Below are 14,619 nucleotides of genomic sequence, written 5' to 3' on the forward strand. Positions count from 1 at the left end.
CGCCCTGGAGCCTCCCCGTCATCCTGCCTTCGTCCGTCATTCCGTCACATCCTCGGGAAGAAGCAGCCGCAGCTGGTCCGTGTCGGCGTCCAGGACGGACGCGAGCCGCCCGGCCTGGTGGGTCATCATCTGTTCGAGCACGGTGCGGGCATAGCGCCCGTTGCCGAAGCTCGGGCCGCGGTCGACCCCGGTGAAGTGGCGGCGCAGCGCCTCCAGCGTGGCCGGCGCGCACTCGTAGCCGTCCCGGGCGCTCTGGCGGCGAACGATCTCGACCAGCTCGTCGGCACCGTAGGAGGAGAACGTGACGGTACGGCCGAAGCGGGAGGCCAGACCGGGGTTGGAGCCCAGGAAACGCGCCATCTCGCCCTCGTAACCCGCCGCCACCACGACCGTGTCGTCGCGGTGGTCCTCCATCAGTTTGAGCAGGGTGTCGACGGCCTCCCGGCCGAAGTCGGAGCCCGAACCGCCCTCGGGAGTGAGGGTGTACGCCTCGTCGATGAACAGCACACCGCCCCGGGCCCTGGCGAACGTCTCCTTGGTGAGCTGCGCGGTGTGACCGACGTAGCGGCCGACGAGATCGGCCCGGGAGACCTCCACCAGCTGACCGCGCGGCAACACCCCCATCGTGCCCAGGAGTTCGCCGTAGAGCCGGGCCACCGACGTCTTGCCGGTGCCGGGCGGTCCGGTGAAGACCAGATGGTGCGCGATGGCAGGGGCGGGCAGCCCGGCGGCCTTGCGGCGGCGTGCCGCCGACACCAGATTGACGACATCGCGGACCTGCGCCTTGACGCCGTCCAGGCCGATCAGGCCGTCGAGTTCGGCGAGCAGTTCGGCGAGGCGTTCGGGCCGGCCGCCGCCCGCACCGTGCTCGCCCGAGACGGCACGGGCCGCCTCGTCGCCGACATCCGTCGGGACGAAAACGGTGAGGTCCTCCTCCGTGATGTCCGGGGACTCGGCGAGACGGAACGCCTGGCGGTCCACCATCTCCTCGAACACCTTGCGGGCGGCGCGCGCGTTGCCGAACGACTCGTCCCTGTGCATCTGCTCGAAGTGGTGGGCCAGCGCCTGCTCGGTGTCCTCGCGGAACGTGAACCGGTGCGCTTCGCCCTGGCGCCGTACGATGGTGAGGAGTTCGTCCACCGAGTAGTTCTCGAACTCCAGGGTGCGGCTGAACCGGGACCCGAGCCCCGGGTTGGACTCCAGGAAGCTCCGCATCTGCTGCGAGTAACCGGCGGCGATGACGACGACGTCCTCTCGGTGATCCTCCATCAGCTTGACCAGTGTGTCGACGGCCTCCCGGCCGAAGTCGGGACCGCTGCCGCCGTCCGCGGTCAGGGTGTAGGCCTCGTCGATGAACAGCACGCCGCCGAGGGCCTGTTCAAAGACCTCCGTGGTCTTGATGGCGGTGCCGCCGACGATCTTCGCGACGAGGTCGGCGCGCGCCACCTCCACCAGGTGCCCGGAGCGCAGTACGCCGAGCGAGGCGAGGACCGAGCCGTAGAGACGGGCGACCGTGGTCTTGCCGGTGCCGGGCGGACCGGCGAAGACCAGATGGCGGGCGGTGGCCGGAACGGGCAGACCCATCTCGCGGCGCCGCCGGGCCAGCTTGTTGAGATTGACGAGGGTGGCGACCTGTTCCTTGACTGCACGCAGTCCGACGAGCTCGTCGAGCTGGGCGAGCGGCCCGGCGGGCAGCCCGCCGTCCGTGCCGCCGGCCTCCGGTGCGGCGGCGCCGTCGTCACGTCCGCCGAGGGCGTCGGGCTCGCCGTTGTCGTTGCTGGTCAGATCGTCCGCGGCGAGGCTGCCCGCAGGGACGGTGCGGCGGACCCCGGCGCCCGTGTTGCCGGTGACGGTGCATCCTGCGGCGCGGACGGGGCGCTCGGTGGCGACCCGGATGCCGTCGGCCCTGCCGTCGGTGAACTCGCACTCCGTCAGCTCGGCGGCGGCGCCCGCGCCGATGAGCGCGCCGTGGCCGCGGCTGCGCAGCACCCGGGCCCGGACGGCGGTCAGCTCGGCTCCGTCGTCCATGACCGAGATGCCGTCGGCGCCGGCGTCCTCGACGAGGGTGTCGATGAGTTCGGGGGCGCACTTCCCGGCGGCCGCGAAGCCGGCGGCGCCGCTGCCGCGGACGGCGACGTCCTGGAACGCCGGGCTCGCGCCGTCGACGCGGACGCCGCACTGGGCGGCATCGATGACGGAGGTCCTCTCGATACGCCCGCGGGCCTCGTCCCGGGCGTGCAGTCCGTGCCCGCCGACCTCGACGATCTCGACATCGCGGAGCCTGGCCCGGTTGCCGCCGGCCAGGACGATGCCGTGGCCACCCGCCCGGTGCACCGTCACCCGGTCGATGCGGGGCGCGCTGTCGGCGTCGAGGAGGAGGCCCTCGGCGTTGCCACCGGTGACCAGGGTGCGCTGGACGGTGGGTTCTGCGGTGCCGCGTACCAGGATCCCGGCGGCGAGGGAGTTCTCGACCAGACAGTCGGAGAGGGTGCCGCGGGCGCGTTCGATCGCGACGATGCCGTTGCCGCCCGAGCCCCGGGCCTCCACGTTGTTGAGCGTGGGCGCGGTGGAGCCGGAGAGCAGTACGCCGTGGGTGGTGCTGTCGACGGCGCAGCAGCCGGTGAGGAGGGGCTGGGCGGTGGAGGAGATGTGGAAGCCGATGGTGCAGCCCGCGGTACGGACGTCGGTGAGGCGGGTGGCGGCCTGCTCCTCCAGGGCGACCCCGGGCTTGGGGGTGCCTTCGACCGTGAGGCGCTCGACGGTGCCGCCCGCGCGTCCGTTGGCGAGCAGGCCGTTGCCACGGGCCCCGCGGACGATGCAGTCGCGGATGGCGGGTGCCGAGTCGTCACCGAGCACCAGACCGGAGCTGCCGAGATCCTCGAACAGGCAGTCCTCGACGACACTGGGCTCGGGGGAGAGGTCGACGAATCCGGCGCCCGCCGGGTTGGCGATGACGCAGTCGCGCATGGCGAGGGAGCCGCGCTCGCGGGAGAGCAGAGCCGTCCAGGAGTCGGCGTGCACCCGGCAGTTCTCCAGCGCGGCCTGGCCGCGGGGGACATCGATGACGGGGGCGTCCTCGTCACTGCCGCGCAGGACCAGCCCGGAGAGCTTGACGGCCTCGGCGACGATCTGGACCGCGCTGCCCGAGCGGGGGGCTATCTCCGGCGGGTCGTCGGGATCGTCGGCGATGACGGTGACCATCTTGGTGATGACGAGGGACTCGTCGTAGCGACCGGGGCGGAGGCGGACCACGCCCCCCGGGCGTGCGGCGACGAGGGCCGACGTGATGCCCTCGTACGGGTCCGTGACGATGGTCTGGCGGGCCATGGCGTTCCTTTCTGCGTCGTCGTGGTGGGCCTGTTGCCGCTCCTTCGCCCGGACACCCGGGCCGGGCACGGGACCCCGCCGTGATCGTCGGCACCGCCGCGTGGGTCGGGCGGTGGGGCGCGGGGGCGAAGGAGGTGGCAACGGGGAGCCGGGCCGTCAGGACCGGTGCGCCGTCTGGATCTGCACCGTGCGGCGGCGGGTGATGTAGAGCCCCCGTCCGGCGGGCAGGACGCGCGGCTTCGTTCCGGCCACCACCTGTCCTTCCGACGGCGGACAGCTCATCAGCAGCACGGGGGTGTTGGCTTCCACCATGCGACGCAGCAGCTGGTCGGACATCATCGCCCGGCCGGATCCGTTCGCGCTGCGGGCCACGACGAGATGCAGCCCGATCTCGTCCGCCTGGGCCAGGAACTCGTGGAGCGGGCCGAACGGGTCGCCGCCCGTCATCCCCCCGGTGGAGACCAGCTCGTGGTCGTCGACGAGGAGGAACAGCCGGGGCCCGCTCCACCAGTCGCGCAGCTTGAGCCGGGCCGGGGCGATGTCGGGTCCCGGGACCCGCTCCTTCATCGCCCGCGCCACCCCGTCGATCATCTGCCCCAGCAGGCCGGCACCGGTGGCGTAGCCGAGGCGGTGGGACTCGGGAACCGCCTCGGCGAGGCCGCGCCGGTAGTCGACGAGCACGATACGGGCCTCGTCGGGGGCGTAGCGGGCACGGATGCCGTCGGCGAGGTGGGCGAGCAGGTTGGACTTGCCGGTCTCGACATCGCCGACGACCACCAGGTGCGGGTGCTCCTCGAAGTCGTGGTGGAAGACATCGAGCCGCTGGTCCTCCAGGCCGAGCGGGACGCGCAGGTCGCCGTCGGGTGCGGGGAGTCCGGCCGCGGGGAGGTTCATCGGGAGCATCCGGACACGGGGTGCCAAAGGCCCGTCCCATCCGGCGGCGACCTCACGGACGAGCGCGGCGACACCTTCGGCGACGTTCTCGGCGCGCGGATCCCCGTCGGTGCGGGGGAGCGCGGTCAGGTAGTGCATGCGGTCGGCCGTGAGACCGCGGCCCGGCACCGTCGGGACGGTCGCCGCCGCCCGCATGTTGACCATCGAGTCGACGGGGTCACCGAGACGCAGCTCGAAGCGGGTACCGAGCTGGTCCCGGAGGGCGGCGGAGATCTCCATCCAGCGGCCGGAGGCGATGATCAGGTGCACTCCGAAGTTGAGGCCCCGTGAGGCGATCAGATTGAAGGTGGAGGCGAGATCCAGGAAGTCCTGGCGGATGGTGTTCCATCCGTCCACGACCAGGAAGACGTCGCCGTGCGCCTCGTCCGGGAACTCGCCCGCGGCGCGGCGGCGCCGGAAGTCGGCCATGGACTCCACACCCCGCTCGGCGAACAGCAGCTCACGGTGGGTGATGACCTGGGTGACCTCGGCGATGGTGCGGGCCATCCGCTCCGGGTCGAGGCGCCCGGTGACACCGCCGACGTGCGGCAGGCCGGTGAGCGAGGTGAGCGTCCCGCCGCCGAAGTCCAGGCAGTAGAACTGGACGTCGCGCGGGGTGTGGGTGAGGGCGAGCGCGGTGACCAGGGTGCGCACCAGGGTGGACTTGCCGGACTGGGGGCCGCCCGCGATGCCGACGTGGCCGCCCGCACCGGAGAGGTCGGCCACCAGCTCGTCGCGGCGCTGGTCGAAGGGGCGGTCGATGACGCCGACCGGGACGGTGAGGAACTTCCCGCCGGGGGTGCCGGGCGGGGGCAGCAGGAGGTCGAGCGTCGGGGGCTCGTCCAGCGGGGCCAGCCACACCTGATGGGCGGGCGGGCCGGAGCGCTCCAGCTTGTCGACGGCGACGGTGAGCAGGCTGGGACCCGACGTGCTCTCCTCCTCCGTGTCCGGCTCGGTCTCCGGCGCGGCGGGCCGTGCCCGGGGCGCCACCCAGCCCGCCTCGAACGGCACCACCTGCCCGGCGACCACCGCCCGACGGACCGCGGGGCGGGCGGCCCGGTACAGGCCCGACACATAGGCGGCCTTGAAACGGGTCAGCGCGCCGACGTCGTTCTTCAGCAGGCCGCTGCCGGGCTGCGGGGGCAGCTCGTACGCATCCGGGACGCCGAGCACGCCCCGGCTCTCCATAGCCGAGAAGGTGCGCAGCGCGATGCGATAGGAGAGGTGCCCCTCCAACTGGTTGATACGGCCCTCGTCCAGGCGCTGCGAGGCCAGCAGCAGATGTACGGAGAGCGAGCGGCCGAGCCGCCCGATCATCACGAAGAGGTCGAGGAAGTCGCGGTGCGCCGCCAGCAGTTCGCTGAACTCGTCGACCACCACGAACAGGGTGGGCAGCGGGTCCAGGTCGGCGCCGTTGGCCCGCGCCTCCTCGTACTCGCGGACGGAGGCGTAGTTGCCGGCCCTGCGCAGCAGCTCCTGGCGGCGGACGAGTTCGCCGTGCAGGGCGTCCTTCATCCGGTCGACCAGGGCCGCCTCGTCGGCCAGGTTGGTGATGACGGCGGAGGTGTGCGGCAGCCGGTCGAGACCCAGGAAGGTGGCGCCGCCCTTGAAGTCGGTGAGGACGAAGTTCAGCGTCTCGGAGGAGTGGGTCAGCGCCAACGCGAGGACAAGGGTGCGCAGCAGCTCCGACTTGCCGGAACCGGTGGCGCCGATCAGCATGCCGTGCGGGCCCATGCCGCCCTGTGCCGACTCCTTGAGGTCGAGATCGACATGCGCGCCGTCCGCGCCGATGCCGATCGGGACCCGCATCCGCTCCGCCGAGCTGCGCGAGCGGTGCAGATCGGCCGGATCGGCGCCGTGCAGGTCACGGATGCCGAGCAGGTCCGTCAGCTCCATGTCCTCCTGCAGCGGGCGTTCCGCCCGCGCGGCGGCGCCCAGCCGGTAGGGGGCGAGGGTGGTGGCGAGGGCGCGGGACGCGTGCAGGCCGAGGGCGTCGGGCCGGCCCAGCTCCGTCTCGGTGGGCTTGCCGTCCGGAGCGGTGGACAGCAGCGCCAGGGCGTCCGGCCCGACGCGCAGGCGCAGTGTGCCGCGTACCTGGCAGGCGCCGTCCAGCGTGCCGCGGACATCGACGACGACGGTGTTGCGGTAGCCGGACTCGGCGAGCCGGGCCCCGGGGGGCACGGATGCCGCGTCCAGGATGACGACGGTGAACGGCTCGTCGCGGCTCGGCTCCGCACCGGGCTCGAACGAGGGCCGGCCGGCGAACTCCTCGCCGAGCAGCGGCTCCAGCTCGGAGACCGTCTCGGCCACCAGCCGGGCCGAGCCCACCCCGTCGACATCGGCCTGGTGCTGGACGTGCGGCAACCACTTGGCCCACGACCAGGACGGCAGCGCTTCACCGTCCGCCACCACGGCGATCGCCAGGTCCTCCGGGGCGTGTGCCACGGCGAGTTGGGCGACCAGCGCGCGGGCCGCCGCCCGGGAGGTGGCGCGGTCCTCGTCCCCCGCGGTGAGCAGCACCCTCGCGAAAGACCGCAGCCGCACGGCCACCGGCTGGTCGCCGACCGTCGAGTAGGTGTGGATGAAGCGGCGCAGCGCATGGGCGGAGAGCGGTTCGAGGTCCTCGACCGGCTTGGTGGAGAGCGGCGCGAGGGTGAGGGCGAGCTGCTGCTCGCCGGTCCCTATCCGTACCTCGCCGAAGTCGTCATGGGTGGCGCGCCGTTCCCACAGGCGACCGGTGCGGGCGACCGACCACAGCGCCTGCGGCAGCGGGTGGCGCCACTCCTGGGCCCGCCGCTGCTGCTCGACCACCTTGCGGATGCGGCGCCGACTCGTCGTCAGGTAGCGGAGGTAGTCACGGCGTTCCGCGCGCAGTTTGCGCTTGCGGTCCCCGGCGGCCCGGAGGAACTGGGCGACCAGCATGCCGACCGCCGAGGCCGCCATCATCCCGATCGACACCCACATCAGCACGCCGTTGCCGTCACCGGGGCGGATGAAGATGAGCACCATGCCGAGCGAACTCAACGCCATCGGCAGATAGGTGATGATGCCGCCCATGGCGCCCTGGGGATCCGGGAGGGACGGGGGCTCCTGGAGCGTCAGTTCACCCTCGGGCATGCGCGGGCCAACCCGGCGCGGGGGCCGTCGAAAAGTGACGGTGCTCAAACCGGCTCCCGACTCGAAGTGTCGACGATTCGATATAGGCGGCTCACGCTGCCGATTATCGGTGGTCGGACGAACGTACAGTCATGACGAACTTCACGATAATGTGCAGTCGTTCCCGGGTCGAATCCCGATCGGAAATACAGGCGGGAGTGAATCGCGCACCGTGAGCGACAAGACCGCCGGGCTCTGCCGGATAACCGTCAGAAGTCCGGAGAAAACCTTCGAACTAGGCATACCGGCCGATGTCCCGCTCGCCGATCTGCTGCCGGTGCTCGTCGAGTACGCCGGCGGAGACCTCGACGAGCAAGGCCTGGAGCACGGCGGCTGGAGCCTCCAGCGGCTCGGCGCGGCCCCCCTCGACGAGGAACGCACCCCGGCCTCCCTGGAGTTGCGCGACGGCGAGACGCTCTACCTGAGAGCACGCCACGAAACCCTGCCGGAGGCCGACTTCGACGACCTCGTCGACGGCATCGGCGAGACCCTGCGCGCCCGCCCCGACACCTGGCGGCCCGAGCTGACGCGCCGTCTGCTCATCGGGTTCACCGTGGCGGCACTGGCCGCCGGGCTGATCACCGTCCTGCTGCCGGGCGCGGCGACGTGGCGCGCCGGAGCCGCCGCCGCCGTCGCGCTCCTGCTGGTGGCAGGCGGGTTGGCCGCCTCCCGGGCGGTCGGCGACGCGGGCGCCGGGGCGGCGCTCGGCGTACTGGCCGTGCCCTACCTCGCCGTCGCCGGAGCGCTCGTCCCGGCCGCCGGGCACGGCGAGAGCCTGCTCGGTCCCCGGCTGCTGGCAGGGGGCGCCGCGGGCGCGGGAGCGGCGATCATCGCCTTGGCCGCGGTCGGCGCCTTCGCACCGCTCTTCCTCGGGGCGTTCACGGTGGCCGTGTTCGTCGCGGCGGCCGGTGCGATCGCGCTGGCCGGGATCCCGAGCGCCCATGTCGCCGGCTGGCTGGCCGTCGCCGTCGTCCTGGCGGGCGGGTTCGTCCCCAGCCTGGCCTTCCGGTTCGCCGGCATGCGGATGCCGCCGCTGCCGTCCAACGCGGGCGAACTGCAGGAGGGCATCGAGCCGTTCCCCGCCCAGCAGGTGCGCGAGCGAGCCGAACTGGCCGACCGGTACCTGACCGGGATGTACGTCGCCCTCGGGCTGGTGGCCGCGGCCTGCGAGACCGTACTGCTCACCGACCCGGACGGTTGGACGGCCCCGCTGCTCGCCGTGGTGCTGAGCACGCTGCTGTTGCTGCACGTGCGGGTGGTCGGCGCGGTGCGGCACCGGCTCGCGATGGCGATCCCCGGGGCGTACGGACTGGCCCTGGCGGGCGTGCTGCGCGCGATCGACCTGGGGCTGCCGGGACGGCTGGAGATCACCGCCGCCTTCGCGGTGATCGCCGCGGTCACCGCGATCGCCGCGTGGACGGTCCCGGGACGGCGGCTCGTCCCCTACTGGGGCCGCAGCGCCGACCTCCTGCACACCTTCTGCGCGCTGGTACTTCTGCCGCTCGCGGAGCTGCTCGCCGGGGTGTTCGGCGCGCTGCGCGGAATCCGGGGGTGAGGCGCTGATGGCGGTGCAGTCGCGCAAGGACCAGGTGCAGGCACACCTGTATGTGATGGGCAGGCTCTCCAGCGGCCTGCTGCGGGACGATCCCGACTCGCCCGACACCCCGACCGCCCGGACCTGGCGGGGTGTCCGCTGGGGCGCGCTCGTGGTGGCGCTGGCCTGCGTGGTGACGGTGCTGTACGGGCTGATCAAGCCGGGTGGCGGGACGTCCTGGCAGACGCCGGGGGCGCTGGTCGTCGTCAAGGACACCGGCGCCCGCTACCTGAATGTCGGAGGGACGCTCCACCCCGTGCTCAACGAAGCGTCCGCACGGCTGGTGGCCGGGGACCGGATGACGGTCGAACAGGCCGTGGCGGCATCGCTCGCCGACGCCCCGCGCGGCACCCCCATCGGGATCGTGGGCGCCCCGGACGGGCTGCCAGAGGCGCCCGGCGCCGGGATGTGGGCGGTGTGCGCGGGAGCGCAGCCGGCCGGGGCGGCGGGCGGCACGGGGCCGCTGACCAGCGTGGTCGTGGGCGGTCCCGCCGAATCGGGGGACGGGCTCGGCTCCGACCGGGGCGTGCTGGTCACCGCGCCGGGAGAGGGCCAGCAACTGGTGTGGAACGGGCGCCGCTTCCGTGTGGACACCCGACACGGCACGGCTGCGGCGCTGGGCTGGGCGGGCGTGAGCCCCGTACCCGTGAGCGCCTCGTTCCTGACGGCGCTGGACGCCGGACCGGCGCTCGCCCCGCCGGAGATCGCCGACCGGGGCCGCCCGGGGCCGCGACTGGCGGGCGGCGCCACCCGCATCGGCCAGCTGTTCTCGGCCGGGGGCCAGCACTATGTGCTGCGTACGGACGGTCTGGCACCGCTGACCGGCCTGGCCCAGCGCCTGCTGCACGGCGATCCGCGCACCCAGGACCAGGCGTACGGCGGTCGGGCGGTGAAGGAACGGCCCGTCGGCCCTTCCGACCTGGCGGCCCATCAGGCCCCCGCCTCGGCGGCGCAGCAACTGGCGGCCGGACTGCCCCCCTCGGCGCCGAAGGTGTCGCCGGTCGACCCGGCGCGGGAGCAGGTCTGCGCCCGGGTGACGCCCCTGGCCGACGGCCACACGACGACGGTGGCCCTGGTCCCGGCGGCCGAGGTGCCCGGCTCGGCGCCCGGTGTGCAGCCGGGGGTGATGGCGGCGTGCGCTCCGGTGGACCGGACCTGGGTACGCCCGGGGACGGGTGCGCTGGTCCGGGCGCGATCGTCGGCGGGTACCGGCAACTCGCTCTATTTGGTGTCGGATTCGGGCGTTTCCTATCCGATTACGGCAGCTGGGCTGAAACAACTCGGATATTCGCAAGGTGCGGCCGTTGACGTTCCGGGTCGATTGCTGAGTCTTCTTCCGAGTGGTCCCGTTCTGGACCCGGCGGCGGTCTCGAAGAGTGGAGTCGTAGAGGCGGACACGGAAGGGGAGGGGAAGGTTCCGCCGAAAAGGAAACAATTGCGTGAACAATGCGACACTGGTTCGTGATCATGGTCTGCGCGCATAAGAAAATTCAAAGTTTCACGGGACAAGTACTCTCTGTGCGTATAGTCTGACGACCTGTTTTAACGAGCGCTTGTGGCGCAACATGGCGATCCGAAGAGGGAGTTCCACCATGGTCGGCGGCGGTACCTACACTCGCGAACAGCAGGACATCGACAAGGCTCGGGCCGCGTTGGAGAACCACGTCGCCGCCATGGCCAAGGCCGGCAGCACCGTCCAGCAGATCCATGACGACGTGCGCCTGGCCTACGTGGCCGACTCGTCCTCCATCTTCTCGTCGAAGCTGAACGAGTGGATGCAGGCGTACACCAACATCAAGGCGAAAGTCGATCAGCTCCATCAGGGCCTGACCGCGGCGGACAAGATCCAGACGGCCGGTGAGATGGACGCCCAGGGCTACGGCCAGGCGTGGCAGTCCGGGGGCAGCTTCCACAACGCGAGCGATGCCACGTACGCCGCGCTCGGCGGCGGCAGCAACTGACAGCGGCCACGGCCCTTCCATCCCTGAGGAGACGATCCCATGCCCAATGTCCAGCTCATCAAGGACGCCGCCAACACGGCCATCGAGGAGATGGTGGCCGCCAACGCCTCGATGGTGCAGGCGCTGAACGACATGAAGGACCAGATCACCCCCCTGGCCGCTTCGTTCACCGGTGCCACCGCCGCCGCGTGGCTCGACTTCCAGAATTACGTCGACACCGCCACCGCCGACATGAACCACGCGTTCGGCCAGGGTTCGCAGGCGCTGCAGCAGATGATCGACGCCCAGATCGAGGCGGACCTCAACGGCAGCGGCCAGTTCTGATGAGCGGCGGCGAACAGGGCGGGACCGGGACCTACAAGGTCACCGAGGGATATCTGCAGGGCCTCGCGGATCAGCACATCAACGCGTTCCTAGAGGACCTGAAGACCAATCACGCCGTCCAGATGCTCCGCGGCTTCGCCGGCGACACGACCGCCGGCGGAGCCACCTTCGACCGCATCTACGCGGGTTCGGGCAAGGGAGTGACGAGCGCGGCTCTGCTGCAGGACCGGTTCGCCCGGTTCAGCAGCCAGCTCAAGACACAGCTCGACAACTTCAACGTCGGCATGACGAAGCTCTACTTCGACCTCGGCAAGGTCGACCTCGCGCTCAAGGGCGGCGAGGACAGCGCCTCCGACATCAGCAAGACCGCGTTCGACACGGTGACCAAGGACGCGCTGTCCCAGTTCGGCGGCTCCGCGCCGGGCGGCAGCGGATCCACGTCCGCGATATAGCGGACAGCAGCAGAGACACAGAAGGGTGATCGTGGCACGTGGGCAAGGACTACAACTGGGAGACGGTGCTCTCCACCTACACCACGGCCACGCCGACCAGCCGGATGGACATCGGCGGCAGTGGCGACGGCTACAACAGCTGGTTCGAGAAGCACGCGATCAACACCACGGACTACGATCCGTACTTCGGCCCGGACGGCTACGACTTCTACTGGAGCTTCACCTGGACGCCTCCGGCCACCAAGGTGGAACGTCACATCCAGATGGGTCTGACGCTCAGCCGCCTGGTCGGCAGCAACGACACGGACACGCCGCTGTACAAGTTCGTCCACGAGCCGTTCCAGTACCTTGAACCCGCCCTGACCGACAGCGGAAGCGACGTCATCAAGCTGCACAGCTTCGACGACGCGGGCATGGCCGTGCGCGGTGTCCAGCAGTTGCTCGACCAGTGGTCGCAGCAGCTGGCGAAGCTGGGCGATGGCATCGACGTCCCGGACTCGGAGTTCCAGGGCAGCGCGGCAGGGTCGCTCAAGAACATCCTGGCCGGCATAGGGGGCGAGCTGACCCAGATCGTCCGGCAGCTGACCAAGCCCGACTGGACGAAGGAGCTCGACGCGGCGCGCACTCAGCTCCAGACCAGCACGGAGCAACTGCGCGCGGCGCACGAGAAGTGGCTCAACACGCCGGAGTCCATGCCGGTGAACCACGTCCGGCCGCTCTGGCTCGTCGCAGTACTCATGCTGACGCTCGACATGCTGGTCAGTGACACCGACACCCCGACGCACGTGGCGTTCGGCGACCCTCATGACCAGGCGTTCTGGGACCGCATGGAGGCGACGGCGAAACAGGGCTGGCTCGCCCACGTCGGCCAGATGCTCGACCCGGCGGCCCACCAGCAGGGGAACGACCTCGACACCGCATACCAGAGCACCGCGGACGAGATCCGCGACCTCCAGGCACCAACCTGGATCACCCCGTACTCGGGGTCAGGATCCGGGAACAGCGAGGTCGACAAGGCGAAGCAGCAGCTCGAAGAAGAGCAGAAGAAGCTGGAACAGCAGGCGAAGGACCAGGAGAAGCAGTTCCAGACCCAGCAGGACCAGCTGACGAAGCAGAAGGACCAGCAGCAACAGGACCTGAAGGACCAGCAGGACGACCTGAAGAAGCAGTCCGAGGACCAGCAGAACGACCTGAAGAAGCAGACGGACGACCTGAACAAGCAGGCCGATTCCCTGAAGAACGGTCCCAACACACAGGTCACCCCGCCCGGTGGCACCCAGGACCAGCAGAAGCAGCTTGACGACCTCAAGAAGCAGGCCGACGAGCTCGGCACCGGAAACGGCACCACCTACAACGCGAACAACCTGCCGCCCGGCTCCAAGGTCAATAAGGACGGCACCGTCACCGGTCCGAACGGGCTGCCACTGAAGAACCCCGACGGCAGCACCGTCAAGGTTCCACCGGGGACCAAGGTGCCGTCCGGGGGGACCACCGAGGAGGAGCTGCGGCGGCAGCAACAGCAGCAGCGCCGCACCCTTCAGCAAGAGGCCGAGGCCCAGGAGCGCCGGTTCCAGCAGCAGCGCGCACAGCAGGAGGCCGAGCGCAAGCAGGCGCTGGCCCAGCAGCGCCAGTACGAGCAGTCGCTCCAACGCGCCCGCGAGCAGGTGCGCAGCTCCGGCAGCGAGGAACTGCTGCGGAACGCCGGCAAGGGCGGAACGCTGAAGATGCGGAACGCCGACGGGACCTTCTCCGAGTCCCGGCGCAACCCGCTCACCGGCGAGGAGGTCACGCCGGGCGCCGGCCGGGTCAGGACCACCTCCACCGAGCCCGACGTCAAGGCTGCCGAGCAGACGGCCGCGACGGGGCGGCGCACCTCGTCCCAGTCACCGATGATGCCGCCGCCCGGCGGCGGAGGGGCTCCGGCGGGACAGGAACAGCACCGGGAACGCAAGAGCTACCTGGACGAGGACGAGGACACATGGGGCACCCAGGAGTGCTCCACGACGGGGGTGATCGGCTGATGACGGACCAGAAGGACAGCGGCATCCGGAACAACGGCTCCGCGCAGCCCACCCGCTCCGCCCGCGAGCAGTTCGAGTCGATCCTCGGCTCGACGCTCCAGGAGCAGTTCGGCGAGATGCAGCAGCAGGTCCGCGAGCACACCGCGAAGCTCGCGTCGGTCCAGCGCGAGCTGGCCGCCCGCACCTCCACCGTGCGCTCCAAGGACCGCGCCATCAGCGTCACCGTGGGTATCCAGGGTGAGGTCCGCGAAATCAAGTTCCACAACGAGGACTACCGGCGGATGGACCCGGCCCGCCTCGGCAAGACCCTGACGGAGCTGATCGGCAGAGCACAGGCCGAGGGCTCCGAGGCCGCGCGCGAGGCATTCGAGCCGCTGCGTGGCAAGGGCGCCGAGATGCGCCACTCGATGCTGGCGGGCTCACCCATGGAGGAACTCCTGGCCCCGATCCGGGAGATGACGAAGAACCTGGGTGCGGCGCCCAAGCCCCGGGGAGGCAGGAGCGATGGCTGACGGCAACGAACTGAAGGCGGGCGACGCCACCTGGAAGGGGTTCGCCGACTACGAGAACCTCGGCGCGGCCCTGGCCAAGGCGCATGCCAACGTCAACACCATCAACGACCTCAACACCCGGGGCGGCGGCAACGGCGAGGACGACTCGTCGAAGCAGTACCTGGAGCAGATCAAGACGGGCATGCCGCCGCTCACCGACACCCTGAAGATGCTGGACATCCTGGTCACCCAGCTGGGTCAGACCGGGCAGGACGTGAAGAAGCTCTTCGGCGACGCCGAGGAGCAGGCCGCCGTGCTGGCCAAGGACTGGAAGGCGGCTGGAGGGGACCAGTGACGCGC

The 14,619-nt window shown here is 71.0% G+C and carries 10 protein-coding genes; 8 read left to right on the forward strand and 2 right to left on the reverse strand.

Annotated features, from left to right (window positions below; translation table 11 throughout):
- Window positions 1-36: 36 nt before the first annotated feature.
- On the reverse strand, window positions 37-3,327 hold the full coding sequence (locus GA0115234_RS22785) for a right-handed parallel beta-helix repeat-containing protein (RefSeq protein WP_093544613.1): 3,291 nt from the start codon (window positions 3,325-3,327) through the stop codon (window positions 37-39).
- A 156-nt stretch (window positions 3,328-3,483) separates the two neighbouring features.
- Window positions 3,484-7,377, reverse strand: coding sequence for a type VII secretion protein EccCa (eccCa, locus tag GA0115234_RS22790; RefSeq protein WP_093544616.1), 3,894 nt, complete (start codon window positions 7,375-7,377; stop codon window positions 3,484-3,486).
- Window positions 7,378-7,588: 211 nt separating this feature from the next.
- Here eccCa and eccD point away from each other — a divergent pair, with 211 nt between their 5' ends.
- The 8 genes from eccD (at window position 7,589) to GA0115234_RS22830 (ending at window position 14,614) form a co-directional block, all read left to right on the forward strand.
- Window positions 7,589-8,971 (forward strand): type VII secretion integral membrane protein EccD, encoded by a 1,383-nt coding sequence (eccD, locus tag GA0115234_RS22795; RefSeq protein ID WP_256088774.1) that lies wholly within the window; start codon window positions 7,589-7,591, stop codon window positions 8,969-8,971.
- A gap of 7 nt (window positions 8,972-8,978) precedes the next feature.
- The gene (gene eccB / locus GA0115234_RS22800; protein WP_093544623.1) at window positions 8,979-10,475 is read left to right on the forward strand and encodes a type VII secretion protein EccB; all 1,497 of its coding nucleotides are present in this window, start codon (window positions 8,979-8,981) and stop codon (window positions 10,473-10,475) included.
- Window positions 10,476-10,602: 127 nt separating this feature from the next.
- Window positions 10,603-10,971: a hypothetical protein gene (locus GA0115234_RS22805; protein WP_093544626.1), complete on the forward strand. Its 369-nt coding sequence runs from the start codon at window positions 10,603-10,605 to the stop codon at window positions 10,969-10,971.
- A gap of 39 nt (window positions 10,972-11,010) precedes the next feature.
- Window positions 11,011-11,295, forward strand: coding sequence for a WXG100 family type VII secretion target (locus GA0115234_RS22810; protein WP_093544629.1), 285 nt, complete (start codon window positions 11,011-11,013; stop codon window positions 11,293-11,295).
- Window positions 11,295-11,747 (forward strand): hypothetical protein, encoded by a 453-nt coding sequence (locus GA0115234_RS22815; RefSeq protein WP_093544632.1) that lies wholly within the window; start codon window positions 11,295-11,297, stop codon window positions 11,745-11,747. Before GA0115234_RS22810 ends, GA0115234_RS22815 begins: the two co-directional genes overlap by 1 nt.
- A 38-nt stretch (window positions 11,748-11,785) precedes the next feature.
- Window positions 11,786-13,768 (forward strand): hypothetical protein, encoded by a 1,983-nt coding sequence (locus GA0115234_RS22820; protein WP_093544635.1) that lies wholly within the window; start codon window positions 11,786-11,788, stop codon window positions 13,766-13,768.
- Complete coding sequence (locus GA0115234_RS22825) at window positions 13,768-14,280, forward strand: YbaB/EbfC family nucleoid-associated protein (protein WP_161275641.1); 513 nt, start codon at window positions 13,768-13,770, stop codon at window positions 14,278-14,280. Before GA0115234_RS22820 ends, GA0115234_RS22825 begins: the two co-directional genes overlap by 1 nt.
- A complete protein-coding gene (locus tag GA0115234_RS22830; RefSeq protein WP_093544641.1) occupies window positions 14,273-14,614 on the forward strand; it encodes a hypothetical protein in 342 nt (113 codons plus the stop codon). Before GA0115234_RS22825 ends, GA0115234_RS22830 begins: the two co-directional genes overlap by 8 nt.
- Window positions 14,615-14,619 lie beyond the last annotated feature (5 nt).

The sequence above is a fragment of the Streptomyces sp. DvalAA-43 genome (assembly GCF_900091725.1).
Taxonomy (GTDB): Bacteria; Actinomycetota; Actinomycetes; order Streptomycetales; family Streptomycetaceae; genus Streptomyces; species Streptomyces pulveraceus.

Coding starts and splice junctions, on each gene's coding strand:
- eccB (WP_093544623.1), top strand. CDS start 8,979: ATGGCGGTGCAGTCGCGCAAGGACCAGGTGCAGGCACACCTGTATGTG.
- GA0115234_RS22810 (WP_093544629.1), top strand. CDS start 11,011: ATGCCCAATGTCCAGCTCATCAAGGACGCCGCCAACACGGCCATCGAG.
- GA0115234_RS22785 (WP_093544613.1), bottom strand. CDS start 3,327: ATGGCCCGCCAGACCATCGTCACGGACCCGTACGAGGGCATCACGTCG.
- GA0115234_RS22805 (WP_093544626.1), top strand. CDS start 10,603: ATGGTCGGCGGCGGTACCTACACTCGCGAACAGCAGGACATCGACAAG.
- GA0115234_RS22825 (WP_161275641.1), top strand. CDS start 13,768: ATGACGGACCAGAAGGACAGCGGCATCCGGAACAACGGCTCCGCGCAG.
- eccCa (WP_093544616.1), bottom strand. CDS start 7,377: ATGCCCGAGGGTGAACTGACGCTCCAGGAGCCCCCGTCCCTCCCGGAT.
- GA0115234_RS22830 (WP_093544641.1), top strand. CDS start 14,273: ATGGCTGACGGCAACGAACTGAAGGCGGGCGACGCCACCTGGAAGGGG.
- GA0115234_RS22815 (WP_093544632.1), top strand. CDS start 11,295: ATGAGCGGCGGCGAACAGGGCGGGACCGGGACCTACAAGGTCACCGAG.